We start from the raw sequence: 16,244 nt of genomic DNA, 5'->3' as shown, positions 1-16,244 counted from the left end.
AAAAAATATTTTTGAATATTTTTAAAATTACATTTCGCTATTTTTTGAAATAAATTTAATTTATTTTTTTGATAAATCCGTTTTATTTGTTCGTCTACTTTACAACCCGCTCCTAATGTTAAATTTATTCCTAATTGTTTATTGATAGCAGCGATTTCTTTTAAAAAAATGTTTCGAGCGATAATAGAAGCTAAAGCAACACTTAAATATTTTGATTCCGCTTTGGTTTCAAAAATAATATCTTTATAGACTTTTTTTTCTGTTTTTAAATAATTGAAATAAAGTTCAGGTTTAGCGAATTGATCAACAACCACCATTGGTTTTTGTTTTACTTTTTTTAACATTTCTAAAATAACATAATTATGGCACAAAGCCTTAATTTTATTTAAATTATTTTTTTTGTTTAATTCGTTATATTCCGAAGGAGAAACAATTTTCACTTCATATAAGATTTTATCTTTTATATTTTCGAATATTTTTTGAATTTGTATTTTAGAGAGTTTTTTAGAATCTTTGACTCCTATTTCTTTTAAAAAAATAACATCTTTGTCTGTTACTAAAACAGAACAAACTACTACAGGACCAAAAACATCTCCTGTTCCTACTTCGTCAGAACCGATAATATGGGTATTCTTCGTTTCAATATGAGAATTTATTTGTATTGAACGGTCTTCTATCAAATTTTTATTTTTAATATCATTTTTTTGTTTCATTTTTTATTTATTTCTTTATTCTAACGAATTTTTAAAATTATAAAATTTGTTTTATTTTGATAAATTTTTTATTTTTGATTTTTTTTAACTTATTTTTGATTCATTTCTGTTCTATTTAAATCCCAATTAATGTTTTTAATTTTATTTTGACTTAAGTAAGTATTGATTTTAGAAAAAGGTTTAGAACCTAAAAAACCTCTATGAGCTGATAAAGGAGAAGGATGACTACTTTTTAAAATATAATTCTTCTTTTTATTAATGTATTGTTCGTATTTTTGAGAGAATTTTCCCCACAAGACATAAACTATTTTTTCTTTTTGATTCAAAAATTTAAAAATATTTTGAGTAAAAATTTCCCATCCGATGTTTTGATGACTTAATGGTTTATTAGCTTCTACTGTGAGGATTGTGTTTAATAATAAAACTCCTTCGAGAGCCCATAAAGATAAATTATTATTATAAGAAATTAAATTTAAATCATTTTTTAATTCTTTAAAAATATTTTTCAAGCTAGCAGGAGTTTTTTGATTTTCAACACTAAAAGATAATCCATGTGCTTGATTGATAGATGGATAAGGATCTTGTCCTAAAATAACCACTTTAAGATTATTTAATGGAGTGAGTGTAAAAGCTTTTAAAATATTTTGAGATTTGGGGTAAATTATTTTGCCTATTTTTTCTTCATTTTTTAAAAAATGGATTATATTTTGAAAATATTTTTTTTGTTTTTCTTGTGTAATGAATTCTTGCCAACTTTGATTCATTTTTTTATTTTTTTCTTTAAAAACTTTTTAAATAAAAATACTAAAAAAATAATATATAAATAATAAAATAAATATAAATAAAATAATCATTTGATGTGTTTTATTAATTTTTAAAACATATTTACCTATTATATTTTTATAAGGAGTTTCAGGTCCATCTTTTACTTCATTATTATCTCCTTTTGTTTTTATTTTTTGTTTTTCAATGTCATTTTGAAATACTCTATGAATAATAGGTGCTTCAGAAGTAATATCTTTATTTTCAAAAACAACAATATCACCATCCTCACCAGCTTTTAATTTCGAATATTCTTCATCTGAAATTTTTTTAATTATAACTAAATCGCCTGTGTTTATCGTAGTCTCCATACTTCCGCTGGCAACTTGAAAATAATTAAATTGTGTAATGTTTATAATATCTTTTTTTTCTTTAAAAAATAAATTTAGCATTTGTAAAAGGATTATATATATTAAAATCGTATTAATTAAAAAACGAAATAAAAAAAAAATAATTTTCCCAAAATAAATTAATTTTTTTTTATAATTATAAAAATTTATTTTATTCATATTATTTTTTTGTTTTTTTTCTTTGAAATTTAATTTTTTTAAATTATTTTATTTTTTTTGATTGGCGGAGTAGAAGGGATTCGAACCCTTGCACCAAATTTTGGACTACGTCCTTAGCAGAGACGCCTCTTATAACCAGCTTGAGTACTACTCCTTTTTTATTAAAGAAAAATATCTTAAACTATATATTTTAATTTTAACATATACAAATGATAATATATCAAATAATTCCAGTAAATGAAAATATAAAAAATAAATTTTTTTTATAAATATAAATATTTATTTCAATTTGGATTTAATATTTTTTGAATGTAATAATTAAATGAAAACAATATATAAAAATGATTTAAATTTTTGAAGGAAAAGGAATTAATTATAAATTATGTATTAAAACCGAAATATAACAATTATTTACTATAAATTATGTTATTTATGTTATTTTATATTATAATTTAATTGGGGATGTATTTGGAATTTGCCAAAACTAATAAATTTTTTTATGCATATCTTGGTTACGCAAGTAAAAACGTTCGAGGTTAAAATAACTGGCAATTTAAGAACTTGTAATAATGGTGATGAAATGGAAAATTCAGTATTTGGATTATCACAAACATCTTCATTAATGTCTTTACCTTTTTTCGCTTAATAATATAATAATTTTATATTATTAACAATATTATCGATTAAAAATATTATAAATTTAATATTTTATTCTTTTATTTAATTTAAATTAATTATATTCGATTAAATAAAATTCTTATGGTCACAATGACTAAAAAAGAAATTTGATAAAAGAAATTTGATAAAATAATTTATTATCAGAATTATAATTAAAATTTATTTCGGACATTATTTTTTGCATTTTTTATATATTTTTTCAAATATATAATTAAAAATGTTTCAGTAATTATTAATTATTTGAATATTTCTAGAGTTTATTTTTTTATATTTTTAATATATCTTATTCAAATTTTTTTGATTTTTAAAATAAGTATGTTTAGATTAAGGAAATGAATTAGTTTTGTACAGGGGTTCGAATCCCCTCATCTCCACCAATAAATAAATGTTAATTATATCAAATTATAAAATTAGTTAAAAAAATGGATTAATTTATTGGATAATTTGATATAATTAGGATTATGAAATGATATATAAAATTATGATAAAAAAATTATTACGAATTTATATATCGTTTAATTACTTTTGATTTTTAAATGAGTAGAATAATTTGGATATTTTGATAATATAAAATTATTTGTTGTTTAATACTAAATATTTTTAAAAGTTAATTTTTTTAAAAAAAAGAAAAAAGGGAATTGTGTATTTGTATGTTTACAAAAAATAAATATATTTCTCGATTTGCGAAAATGATTTTTATTTTAGCATTTAGTTTCTTGTTATTAAACCAATTAGGTGTTACAGCTTTTTCTGAAACAAAAAGCAACATTGAAACACAAATATCTTCAAATGTCAGCAGAAAAATAGAAGAATTAATTGATAAAATTACTAATAAAGTTGATCAAAAAGTTGATAATATTTCTAAAAAAATAGAGACATCAGTAGTTGAATTAAAAGATAAAATTACTGAAAAAGTTAATAAAAAAGTTGATGACAAAACCGAGGAACTCGTTAAACAAATTAAAGAAAAAATAGATGGTTTAGATTCTCAAATTAATAAAAAAATAAATGAATTGTTTGATAATAAAATCGAACCAGTTTCTGGACAAATAGAAGTCAAAATAAATAATTTAGAAACAAAAATAAACAAAATAATTGATGAAAAAGTTAAAGAAGTTTTAGATCAAATAAAAGAAAAACTTGAAAATGTTTCTACAACAGCACAATCTTCAATAGTTGAATTGAAAGAAGAATTAAAAAATAAAGCTTCTGAAACAATTGACGAAAAATCTAATGAAGTTGCTGAAAAATTACAATTTGAAATAAATACATTAAAAAATGGAGTTCATCAAAAGGTCGATGACGAATTAAATAAAGTTTCTGAACAAATAAAAGGGAAAATAGATGAATTTAGCAAAACATCTAATCAAGAAGTAAGAGATATTTCTGAACAAGTAAAAAGAAATATAACCGAAATAAAAGATACAATTAATCAACAAGTTAATAACAAAATCCAAATTGTTTCCGGTACATTGGCATCTGCGATAGACCAATTGAAAAATCAAACTTCTGAAATGATTGACAAAAAATCTAATGAAGTTACTGAAACATTAAAAGAATCAATAGTTGAATTCAAAGTTGGAGTTACTAAAACATCGCAAAATTCGATAGTTGGATTAGAAGGAACTTTAAAAGATAAAGCTTCTGAAACAATTGAAGCTAAATCTAATGACATTTTGAAAACAGCAAAAGAAGAAATTGGAAAAGTTTCTGATAGAGCAAAAAACAAAATAAATAGTATTAACATTTGTGAAATGATTAAAAATTTTTTTTTCAAAAAATCAAATTAATTTTATTTTTAGACTACAATATTAAAAAAAATAATTAAATTATGATTATTTTTTTAATATTTTTTTATATGTAATTAAATATATTTTGATTTGAAAATTTTTTTTATACTATGAAAATAATGTTTATTTTTAAAAATATTATTTTGTAATCAAACATTTTTATACTAATTTATTTATACATTGAACAATTTTTGAGGAGATTTTATTTAATAAATGGCAATTGATAAAACATATAATGCTGATAGTATCCAAATTTTAGAAGGATTAGAATCTGTTAGATTAAGACCTGGTATGTATATCGGTTCTACCTCTGAAAAAGGTTTATACCATTTAGTTTGGGAAATTTTAGATAATTCTATTGACGAAGCATTAGCAGGCTTCGCAAATGAAATCGTTTTAGAAATTTTAGACGGTAATGTTATACGTATTTCTGATAATGGTAGAGGAATCCCTGTTGATATTCATCCTAAAAGTCAAAAATCTGCTGTAGAAACTATTTTAACCACTTTACATGCAGGCGGTAAATTCGACAAACAGAATTATCAAATTTCAGGTGGATTACATGGAGTAGGCGCTTCTGTGGTAAATGCTCTTTCGACTTGGTTTAGTGTAGAAATTCATTTAAACAACGAAATATATTATCAAAAATATGAAAAAGGAATTCCTGTTACTCCATTAGAAAAAAAAGGTCACACAAAAAAAAGAGGAACAACAATTACTTTTACACCAGATCCAACAATATTTCAAAATATGGAAGAATTTCATTATAAATTAGATGTTTTGAAAGAAAGAGTTCAACAAATATCTTTTTTAAATAAACAAATTAAATTAAATATTATTGATAAAACTGTAGAACCTATTCAAGAATTTAATTTTCATTATAAAGATGGTATTAGAGAATATATTATTCATTTAAACAAAAATAAAAAACCTTTAAATAATATTTTTTACCAAAGATATGAAGAAAAAAAAATTTCTTATGAACTCGCTTTTCAATATTCTGAATCTTATAGCCAAAATATTCTTTCGTTTGTAAATAATATTCCTACTAAAGAAGGCGGATCACACGAAGAAGGTTTTAAAATAGCTTTAAATAGAATTTTGAATAAATATGCCAGAGATAAAAATATTTTAAAAAAAGAAACAAGTTTAATTAGTGAAGATAATTTAGAAGGTATTTTAGTTATTATTTCTCTTAAATATCCTGATCCTTTATTCGAAGGACAAACAAAAAATAAATTATCTAATCAAGACGTTAAGCAATTTATTTCTAGAACATTTGGTGATTTTTTAGAAAGTTATTTATTAGAAAATCCTCAAGAAGCTAAAAAAATAATTGATAAATGTTTGATTGCTATGAAAGCAAGATTAGCTGCTAAAAAAGCAAGAGAAATAACTAGAAAAAAAATATCTTTAGATTTGTTAAATTTTAATTCGAAATTAACTGATTGTTATAGTAAAGATCCGAAAATATCAGAATTATATATTGTTGAAGGAGATTCAGCAGGAGGTTCTGCTAAACAAGGAAGAAATTCTAAATTCCAAGCTATTTTACCTTTAAGAGGTAAAATTATCAATGTAGAAAAATCACATTTAGATAAAGTTTTAAACAATAATGAAATCGTTTCTTTAATACAAGCGATCGGCACAGGAATCGGCAAAGAATTTAATTTAGAAAAATTACGTTATAATAAAATTATTATAATGACAGATGCTGATGTAGATGGTGCACATATTAGAACTTTATTACTTACTTTCTTTTTTAGAAATTTAAAACCTTTAATTGAAAATGGTTTTATTTATTTCGCACAACCGCCTTTATACAAGGTACAAAAAAATAAAAAAATTAAATATTTTTATAACGAACAAGAATATAACGAATATCACAAAAAAATAGAATTCGAAAATAAAAAGATTTTTTCACAAAGATATAAAGGTTTAGGAGAAATGAATCCAGAACAACTTTGGGAAACTACTATGAATCCAGAAACAAGAACTTTATTAAAAGTTAATTTAGAAGATATCGAAGAATCAGAAAAAGTTTTTGATAAATTAATGGGAAAAATGGTAGAGCAAAGAAAATTATTTATCGAAGAAAATGCTGCTAAAGCAGATTTAGATATTTGATTTATTATTCTTTCTATTAAATATTAAAAAGGCGATACTAAAATGTCAATTAAAAAAAATAAAGATCAATCGTTGCAAGAATTAGAAAATGATATTAAGCATAATCCAGGTAAAATAAAAGAAGTCAATATTAATAAAGAAATGGAAAAATCTTTTTTAGATTATGCCATGAGTGTTATTATTTCTAGAGCTTTGCCTGAAATTCAAGATGGATTAAAACCGGTTCAAAGAAGAATTTTATACAGTATGAAAGAATTAGGTATTTCACATCAATCCAGTTATAAAAAAGCGGCTAGGGTTGTCGGGGATGTTATAGGTAAGTATCATCCTCATGGTGACAGTAGTATTTACGAAGCAATGGTAAGAATGGCACAAGATTTTAATTATCGTTACCCTTTAGTTGATGGTCATGGTAACTTTGGTTCTATTGACGGAGATGCTGCGGCTGCTATGCGTTATACAGAAGTACGTATGTCCAAAATAACAACAGAATTAATGAAAGAAATAGATCAAAATACAATTGAATTCGTTAATAACTATGATAATAGCGAAAAGGAACCTTCTATTCTTCCTGCTAGTTTCCCTAATTTATTAGTGAATGGATCAACAGGGATTGCCGTGGGAATGGCGACTAATATTCCTTCTCATAATTTAGGCGAGGTAGTAGATTCTTTAGTAGCTTATATAGATAATAAAGAAATTTCTATTCCTCAATTAATGGAACATATTAAAGGACCAGATTTTCCTACTGGCGGAGAAATTGTTAATTTAGATCATTTACAAGAAGCTTACGAAACAGGAAAAGGAAGAATTGTCATCCGTTCTAAAATAAATGTGGTTACTTCAGACAAAAATAGAAGTTCCATTATTATTACAGAAATACCTTATCAAATTAAAAAAAGTAATTTAATTGAAAATATTGTTTATTTACACAAAAATAAAATTTTAGATGGTATTACAGATTTAAGAGACGAATCGTCTAACCGTGAAGGTATCAAAATCGTTATTGAACTTCGTAAAGATGTGATTCCTGAAATATTTTTAAATAACTTATACAAACATTCTCGTGTACAAATTTCTTATAACTTTAATATGATTGTTTTAGTTAATAAAAAACCTCAATTAGTTAATTTGAAACAAATTTTAGAATCTTTTTTTACTTTTAGAATTGATATTATTAATCGTCAAAAACAATTTGAATTAAAAAATGCTTTAAATAAAAAACATTTAATCGCTGCTGCTGTTATTGTTTTAAATGATATCGATAGAGCTATCGAATTAATTAAAACATCTAAAACTGTTGAAGAAGCTAGAGAAAGATTAATGACGGAATATAATTTTGATTTAATACAAAGTAAATATATTTTGGAAATGAGTTTACAAAAAATAACTAATTTAGAAATAGAAAAAATCAAAACAGAAGAACAAAAATTAATTCAACAAATTAAAGAATGCGAAAGTATTATTAATTCTCAATCTAAAAAAGAACAGATTTTGAAAAAAGATTTAATACAATTAAAGAAAAACTTTCAAGATGAAAGAAAAACTCAAATTAAAAAAAACGTTAATATTGAAATAACTAATGAAGAATTAATTAAAAAAGAACATATTTTAATTACTATTACTCATAAAGGATATATTAAACGTTTAAATTTAGAAGTTTATAAAAAACAAAATAAAGGTGGTAAAGGTGTAAGCGGTATCACTATGAACGAAAATGATTTCGTGGAACATTTTGTTATTACTTCTACACATGATTATCAGTTGTTTTTCAGTAACAAAGGTAAAATTTACCGTATAAAAGGTTACGAAATTCCTGATTATTCTCGTCAAGCTAAAGGAATTCCCTTAGTAAATCTTCTTCCTTTTGTTAATAACGAATTTTTAACTTCTATTACTAATATTAGTGATAAATCTGAAAAAGAATATAATTATTTAGTGTTTATTACCAAAAAAGGATTAATCAAAAGAAATAATATTCAAGATTATGACAAGATCAATAGTAATGGTAAAATCGCTTTTAATTTAAAACCAGATGATGAAGTTTTGATAGTTTTAAAAACTTTAGGAAATCAAGATATTATCATGGCTAATTCTTCTGGAAAAGCTATTCGTTTTAACGAACAAACTATTAAAAAAACTAGTCGTCAAAGTAGTGGCATTATCGGAATGAAATTAGAAAAAGATGAAGTGATAATAGGTGCTATAGCTGTTTCTTCAGATGAACAAGATATTTTAGTTTTAACTGAATTCGGTTATGGTAAAAAAAATAAAATGACAGAATACAAAATACAAAAAAGAGGCGGAAAAGGAACAAAAACCTTAAAAGTTACTAGTAAAAATGGTAAAATAATCGCTTTAAAAACAGTTTACCCTAACGAAGAGTTAATTTTAATTTCTAATCGTGGTAAAGTTATTAGAATGATTAATGATAGAAAAATACCTACTCCGAAATTTAAAGTTACTCAAGGAATAAAATTATTTAATTTAAATGAGAACGATAAATTAGTTAATGTTGTTATTATTCAAAAAGACAAAGAATTAATTTAATTTAAATTGTAATTTAAAATTGAATCATATTTTGATTGAATTGTTGGTATAAAAATTTTTCCAAAATATGTTTTTTTTGATATTTTATTATATTTTTGTTTGAAAAAAAGATTGATTATTTAGGTTTTTGATATATGGAAAATATTTATAATAAAACAACTTTTTCTCGTAAACAAACCAAAGAAATAGGTGCTTTTTTATGTCAAAAAATTTTAAATAATCCTAACTCAAATAAAGAAAATAATATTATTATTTTAGAAGGTAGAATAGGATCTGGAAAAACTGTTTTTGTTAAAGGGATCGCTAAAGAGTTAGGCATTAAAGAACCTATCAATAGTCCTACTTTTCTTTTGTTAAAAACGTATTCCAGTAAAACCCGAAAATTACATCATTTAGATTTATATCGTTTTTTTAATGTGAATCAAAAAAAAGAAAAAATAATTCCAGAAATAGATGAGTTATTAGAAAATATTGAAAAAGAAGATATTGTAGTAATTGAAACAAGCGAAGATATGTCTTTTTTTTCTTTTTGGCGATTTTATGTAAAAATTCATGTTCATAATATAAAAAAAAGATTTATTTCAATTAATCAAAAATAAAATATTGGAGTATTCTTTTTGAAGAAAAGGTTTTTTTATTTTATGTTTTTATCTCAAAATGCTAAATATATTATTTTAGATGTTTCTACTAATGTGCAATTAGCTATATTGGCTACACCAAATGAAATTATTAGTATTAAAAAAAATACATTAAAAACAACTTTCGTTTCTCATATGGTTGTGTTGATCTCGGAAATATTAAAAGAAAATAATCTTAGTTTAAAAGATTTATCAGGCGTTATTGTGGGTAGAGGTCCAGGTTCTTATATCGGAAGTAGATTAGCAGTCTTAACATCTAAAATTTTATCTTTAGAATTAGGGATATCTTTGTTTCAAATTAGTAGTTTATTACTTTTATCTAGTGGTTATGAAGATGATATAATAACTCCTAAAATTTATGCTAAAAAGGATTTTTTTTACAGTCTGAGTTTAAAAAATAAAAAAATTATTTTAGAAGAAAGTATTTACGAGACTAATTTTTTAAATGATTTTTCTCATCATTTATTATTAGAAGATCAAAGTTTTAAAATTTCTATTGAAAAAATTTTTTTTTATATGAAAAAAGTGGATGATGTTTATCGTTTTAGCCCTAATTATTACACGGGTTATTAAAATACAAGAACATAATTTATTAACAATTTATAAAGTAGGTTTTATAATATGAATATTTTATCTATTGAAACAAGTTGTGATGAAACAAGTGTGGCTGTTACTCAAGATGGTAAAAAAGTTTTATCTAATGTTGTTTTATCACAAATAGATTATCATAAAAAATTCGGGGGTGTTATTCCTGAATTAGCTGCTAGAAAACATGAAGAAACAATTAATTTTGTTTTGAAAGAAGCTTTAGAAAAAGCCAATATAAATAATAACAAAATTGATTTAGTAGCGGTAACGCAAGGACCTGGATTAATTGGTTGTTTATTTTCTGGAGTGAACGCAGCTAATACTTACGCTTATATTCATAATAAACCTTTGATAGGGGTTAATCATTTAATAGGCCATATTTATTCCTCTAAAATAGAACATGAATTAAAATTTCCTTCTTTAGTGCTTTTAATTTCTGGTGGTCATACTGAATTATTTTATTTAATAGGACATTTTCAGATTCAAAAAATTGGTACTACTTTAGATGACGCAGTAGGTGAAGTTTACGATAAAGTAGCGAGAAGTTTAAATTTAGGTTATCCTGGTGGTCCGATTATTGAAAAATTAGCTCAGAAAGGAAAAAATATTTTTCCATTTCCTCGTCCTTATCTCAAAAACAAAAATTTAAATTTTAGTTTTTCAGGTTTAAAAAGTTATATTATCGGTTTTATTAATAATCAAAAAGATATCGAACCTTATATTAATGATATTTGTGCTTCTTTTCAAGAAAGCGTGATTGATATTTTGTTTCATAAAGTTCAAAGAGCGTTATTATCATTTCCGGTCGAACAATTAATTATTGCAGGTGGTGTCGCAGCCAATCAATTTATTACTCAAAGATTCCAAGAAAAATTTACTAATTTAGAATTAGTAATTCCTTCTTTACAGTATTGCACAGATCAAGCTGCTATGATTGGGATCGCTGCTTATTTTCAACATCATTTTAGTGAATCAAAAGGCCGATATCGATATAATTTAACAGGAATAGCTGATCTATCTATCTAAATTAAGTAAGAAAATGAATTATATTCAAATATTTTAGTATATAATTAAATAAAAATTTATAATAAAATTTTTATTTCAATAGTCGAAGGTGTTTTTTATTATGTTTGAAAATTCTAATTTTATCAAAAATATAATGCAAAAAGATTTAACAAAAAAAAGATATGAAACAATTATTACTCGTTTTCCTCCTGAACCAAATGGTTTTCTTCATTTAGGACATGCTCGTTCTATTGTCATTAACTTTGAATTAGCTATGTTTTTTGGAGGTAAAACTTATTTAAGATATGACGATACTAACCCTGAAAAAGAAGAACAAAAATATGTGGATTCTATTTTAGAAGATGTGAGATGGTTAGGATATGAACCAGATAAAATTTTATACGCTTCTGATTATTTTGAAGAATTTTTTCAAAGAGCTTTTTTATTAATTAAAAAAGAATTAGCTTTTGTTGATGATTCAACAGCGGAAGAAATTAAAAAAAATAGAGGGGATTTAACGACACCAGGTATCGAATCTAAATACCGTACACGCAGTATTGAAGAAAATTTAGATTTATTTTTGAAAATGAAAAAAGGGTATTTTAAAAAAGGGGAAAAAGTTTTAAGAGCTAAAATTGATATGGCAAGTCCTAATATTAATTTGAGAGATCCTGTTTTATATCGTATTTTAGATGCTTATACTATCAAAAAAGAACATCATTTTATTTTTCCTTCTTACGATTTTTCTCATCCTTTAGAAGATTCTATTGAAAAAATTAGTCATTCTTTATGTTCTTTAGAATTTGAAGATCATCGTCCATTGTATAATTGGGTTTTGAAAGAAACAGAAATGCCACATTTCCCAAAACAAATAGAATTTGGTAGATTAAATCTTAATAAAACAGTTTTAAGTAAAAGAAATTTAAAATTTTTAGTAAATTCTAATTTAGTTCAAGGTTGGGACGATCCTAGAATGCCTACTTTGATAGGCATGAAAAAAAGAGGTTATACACCGGAAGCGATTAAAGAATTTATATTAGAAATTGGTTTATCTAAAAATAATAATTATGTAGATCAAAATATGTTAAATTCTTTTGTGAGAAATAATTTACAAAATAAAACAAAAAAAATAATGGTTGTTGACGATCCTTTGAAAGTAACGATTCTTAATTATCCTGAAAATAAAATCGAATCTCGAGAAGTACCATATTCTAATAATTTAGAATTAGGATCACGAACTGTGTTTTTTTCTAAACGTATTTATATTGAAAAAAAAGATTTTCAAATGGAAAAATCAGATGCGAAGTCAAAAAAATTATTTTTAAATGGTGAAGTAAGATTATTGAATTTTTATTTTATTAAAGCTGTTGATGTGGTAAAAAACGAAAATGGTGAAGTTATTGAAGTTTTAGCGACTTACGATCCAGAAACAAAAAGTGGTACTTCTTTTACCAAAAGAAAACCAAATGGGAACATTCATTTTGTCGAAATGAAGACATCAAAAAAAACTTTTTTAAATTTTTATCAACCACTTTTTACAACTGATATTCCCAATGAATTAGAAAAAGAATTTAATTATTCTTCTTTAATAAAAAAAGAAGCTTTTATTGAATGTGGAGTAAAACTTCTTAAAAACAATGAAACTTTTCAATTTATTCGAAAAGGTTATTTTTGTTTTATAGCCTTACAAGATAAATCACATTATTTTAATGAAATTATTCCTTTAAAAAAAGTAATTTAAATATTTCATATTTTTTAATTTATAAATAGTAATTAATAAATTAATTTTTAAATAATAATAAAAAAAACACTTTTCGACAATATAATCGTTGATACTTGTTTTTTTTTTTTTTTTGTTATATAATTATTTATGTTAAAATAAAAAAATTACGATTTTTTTGATAAAAATATGAAATAAATAATATTTAATAAATATATCATCAAATAAACTCAGGTATATTTTTTTTGGTTTTTTTATTTCTTAAAAGAATTCTAAGATGTAAAAAAAGTAAATATTTTATGAATTAAAGCATTAAAAAAACAATCTTCAAACATTTAAAAAATTAGATCGATTTAAAATTATAAATAATAATCAGAAATATTTTAAACGAATAAATATAAAAAATAAATCAATTCAATTTTTAAACATTTTAAAAATTTTAAAGAAAGGATATATTGAAAAAGTGTATAATACCAAAATAAGTGTTGAAGCGCTCTCTGTATTAGCTACATTTTTTTTGTTATCTAAAATAAATATTAATGTAAATGACATATTAAAATTTTTATAAAAAGAAGAAAAAAACAAACTATTTCGGTTTTAAGAGCAAATCCACTAAGCAATCGAGAAGAAAATATGATTCCCGATTTAACACGAGAACTAACAATACAACAATTCAATCTAATCTCAAAAATCCATATTCTAATTCAGAAAATAAAGAACCAAATAATAGATGAAGATTCTGATACAGATATCAATTAAACAAGAATCTGATTCAGAAACTAAATAAAATGATACAGATTTATCAACTAAAAAAACAGATCAAGAATTAATTAGAACATAATGGGCATCACAAATATAAAAAAAACTTTTTCAAGAACAAAAGACTCTTTAACAGAATTTGCTAAAAACAAAGTAGTATCTGCAAAAATTTGCTAAAAACACAGAAACGTATACAAAAGAAAATACTCAAAAAATAGTATCATCTACAAAAGAATTTGCTAAAACAAAGCAGAAGTTGCAAAAGAAAATATTAAAATACAAGCAGTATCAGTAATAAAAATGACGCAATACATGCAAGAGTAACATCTTTTGCCTAATGTTATATTAAACTCTAAAACATTAAAAGATCGCTTTGATATCAATTTTAAAAATAAAAATCCAAAACATTACAATTATAAAAAAGACAGAAAACAAGAGATTAAAATTGTCTTTGAATTTATTTTTATATAATAACATTTTAAAATTTTCTTCTTTTAAAAAAGAAATTTTATTAAAATAATCAGGAACTTGATCTTTATCTTTATCCAAAATATCATTAGTACCAATAAAGTTAGATTCTGAATCAAAATATAAAAGACTTAAAGGAGAACCACTATTTATTTTTTTTGATTTTAAATTAAAAACAGAGTCACAAAGAATATAATTATAATCTTTATCTTTATATCCAACGTTACTTTTAAACATTTGAGGAATATAATCATCTTTATCAGTATTAATTAAACTAAATATTTCTTCTCCTAAAACAAGATCTTTTATAGGTCTTATTTTTACTGTATCATATTTATGGGAAGATTCAAAAGTTATCAAAGCTAAATTTTTATTTTCAAAATAAAAAGTTTTTATCTCACCTTTTTCTTTTTTAGAATTTTCATTATAAAAATTGGTAATTTCCACTTCATTATCAAAAATATTTTTAATAGGTTCAGTGATATGTTCGAGTTTTTCTTTATCGATATTATAAGTAGATAAAACAAAATATAAATAATTATTGTTTGATATTTTTTCTCTATAAAAAATAATACCATTCCCGCTTTTATTTTTATTTTGATTCCATACAATTAAAGAATTTTTTATTTTTTGTAGTTTTTTTGCATGTTCGTTTGATTCTTTTGGATTTGGATTTAATTTATCGATTAATTTGAAAGAAAAAAACTGTTTATTATTTAGTTTTTTGTCGTCTATTTGTTTAATAATTTGTTTATTATTATGATATTTCGACAAAACAATTTGTTCTTTTCCTGGATCAAAAGATATTTCTATTTCTTCCTTGGTAGGATCTATAGAAAATATTGTGTCTTTGTCTGAAAAAATATTAATTGATTCCATAATAAATTTCATTTCATTATTAGAATCAGACTTTGTAATTTTCTTAGAATTAATTTTTTTTGTTTCTGAACAACTTAAATAATCTATTAATTCTTCGATAGAAATATTAATACTTCGTTTTTTGTTGCTTGGCTTAGAACTAAAAAGCTCAAAAGATTCTATTTCTTCTTTTGCGAATTTATAATTATCTTCTGGTGATATTTTAAAATATTGTTTATTAGGTTCTTTTTTGTGTAAACACATTATTCTATTATATATTTTTTTAATATGTTCGATATTTATAGATTGAGAAGTATTATCAGGGACATCATTAGCGATAATAGTACTTTTATTCATTCCTATAATTTCTCCATTTTTATTAAAAACAGGCCCACCACTATTTCCGTGATCGATTTGAATATCAAAAGAAATTTCTTTATCGTGTTTTGATACAATATTTCCTTTTTTTAATAAACTTAATTCTATGTTTGAATTCAATTTATCATTATCTTGAAATATATTATTAATATTTGTATTTGGATTTGGATTTGATTGCGAAGAAAAACTTACTCTAAGATTTTCCATTTTAGAAACTTGGGACCCCATACTATAAATAGTTTCTCCTTGAAAAGTATATATTTCTGTTTCAGGATATATTTCTTTTTTGTTTTGTTTTATTGTATTGTATTTGTCTGGAATATCGTCGCAAAAAGATAAAACAGCTATATCATCATATACATCTTCATTTTTAATGAAACCTATTATTTTTGCTTTTTTCAGGCCGAAAAAATAGTTATAAATTTTTGCACAATAATTTATTTGATTTTTTGAATCGATTACATGTCTATTAGTTAAAACATAATATTGAAAGTGATTTGTTTTACATTCTGTATGTTCTTCGATACCAAATATGAAACCAGAACCTAAACTGTTATGAGAAGAAATTAAAAAGGTCATTTGTTCTATTTTTTTTAATTTTGAGTTATTTATTTTTTCTTTTTTTGGTTCTTCTTCTTCTT

At 23.1% G+C, this 16,244-nt stretch carries 12 protein-coding genes and 1 tRNA gene; 8 read left to right on the top strand and 5 right to left on the bottom strand.

Annotated elements, in window-relative coordinates; genetic code table 11:
* The 4 genes from rnhC to AB6A63_RS00650 all read right to left on the bottom strand — a co-directional run.
* Positions 1-713, bottom strand: a 713-nt coding sequence (gene rnhC / locus AB6A63_RS00665; protein ID WP_370430784.1) for a ribonuclease HIII, incomplete at its 3' end; no start/stop codon positions are given.
* Positions 714-802: 89 nt separating this feature from the next.
* The gene (locus AB6A63_RS00660) at positions 803-1,477 is read right to left on the bottom strand and encodes a uracil-DNA glycosylase (RefSeq protein ID WP_370430783.1); all 675 of its coding nucleotides are present in this window, start codon (positions 1,475-1,477) and stop codon (positions 803-805) included.
* A 27-nt stretch (positions 1,478-1,504) separates the two neighbouring features.
* A complete protein-coding gene (locus tag AB6A63_RS00655; RefSeq protein WP_370430782.1) occupies positions 1,505-2,044 on the bottom strand; it encodes a signal peptidase I in 540 nt (179 codons plus the stop codon).
* A gap of 62 nt (positions 2,045-2,106) precedes the next feature.
* Positions 2,107-2,198, bottom strand: a tRNA-Ser gene (locus tag AB6A63_RS00650).
* A 321-nt stretch (positions 2,199-2,519) separates the two neighbouring features.
* Here AB6A63_RS00650 and AB6A63_RS00645 point away from each other — a divergent pair.
* The 8 genes from AB6A63_RS00645 to glnS all read left to right on the top strand — a co-directional run bounded on the left by AB6A63_RS00645 (position 2,520) and on the right by glnS (position 13,161).
* Entirely contained in the window at positions 2,520-2,690 is a 171-nt protein-coding gene (locus tag AB6A63_RS00645; protein WP_370430781.1) for a hypothetical protein, read from the top strand.
* A 682-nt stretch (positions 2,691-3,372) separates the two neighbouring features.
* Positions 3,373-4,512 (top strand): hypothetical protein, encoded by a 1,140-nt coding sequence (locus AB6A63_RS00640; RefSeq protein ID WP_370430780.1) that lies wholly within the window; start codon positions 3,373-3,375, stop codon positions 4,510-4,512.
* A gap of 213 nt (positions 4,513-4,725) precedes the next feature.
* The gene (gene gyrB, locus AB6A63_RS00635) at positions 4,726-6,639 is read left to right on the top strand and encodes a DNA topoisomerase (ATP-hydrolyzing) subunit B (RefSeq protein WP_370430779.1); all 1,914 of its coding nucleotides are present in this window, start codon (positions 4,726-4,728) and stop codon (positions 6,637-6,639) included.
* 42 nt (positions 6,640-6,681) lie between these two features.
* Positions 6,682-9,189, top strand: coding sequence for a DNA gyrase subunit A (gene gyrA, locus AB6A63_RS00630; RefSeq protein ID WP_370430778.1), 2,508 nt, complete (start codon positions 6,682-6,684; stop codon positions 9,187-9,189).
* A gap of 134 nt (positions 9,190-9,323) precedes the next feature.
* On the top strand, positions 9,324-9,788 hold the full coding sequence (tsaE, locus tag AB6A63_RS00625) for a tRNA (adenosine(37)-N6)-threonylcarbamoyltransferase complex ATPase subunit type 1 TsaE (protein WP_370430777.1): 465 nt from the start codon (positions 9,324-9,326) through the stop codon (positions 9,786-9,788).
* Between the two features lie 42 nt (positions 9,789-9,830).
* Positions 9,831-10,400, top strand: coding sequence for a tRNA (adenosine(37)-N6)-threonylcarbamoyltransferase complex dimerization subunit type 1 TsaB (gene tsaB, locus AB6A63_RS00620; RefSeq protein WP_370430776.1), 570 nt, complete (start codon positions 9,831-9,833; stop codon positions 10,398-10,400).
* Between the two features lie 48 nt (positions 10,401-10,448).
* Positions 10,449-11,441, top strand: coding sequence for a tRNA (adenosine(37)-N6)-threonylcarbamoyltransferase complex transferase subunit TsaD (tsaD, locus tag AB6A63_RS00615; RefSeq protein ID WP_370430775.1), 993 nt, complete (start codon positions 10,449-10,451; stop codon positions 11,439-11,441).
* A 100-nt stretch (positions 11,442-11,541) separates the two neighbouring features.
* Positions 11,542-13,161 carry a glutamine--tRNA ligase gene (glnS, locus tag AB6A63_RS00610; protein WP_370430774.1) on the top strand — a complete coding sequence of 540 codons (1,620 nt, stop codon included), beginning with the start codon at positions 11,542-11,544 and terminating at the stop codon, positions 13,159-13,161.
* Positions 13,162-14,259: 1,098 nt separating this feature from the next.
* Here glnS and AB6A63_RS00605 read toward each other — a convergent pair.
* Positions 14,260-16,244, bottom strand: a 1,985-nt coding sequence (locus AB6A63_RS00605) for a S1 family peptidase (protein WP_370430773.1), incomplete at its 5' end; no start/stop codon positions are given.

Source organism: 'Camptotheca acuminata' phytoplasma (assembly GCF_041276565.1).
In the GTDB taxonomy this organism is placed as follows: Bacteria; Bacillota_I; Bacilli_A; order Acholeplasmatales; family Acholeplasmataceae; genus Phytoplasma.
Note: the sequence above shows the minus strand (reverse complement) of the source record. Positions and strands in the feature narration are given on the sequence as shown.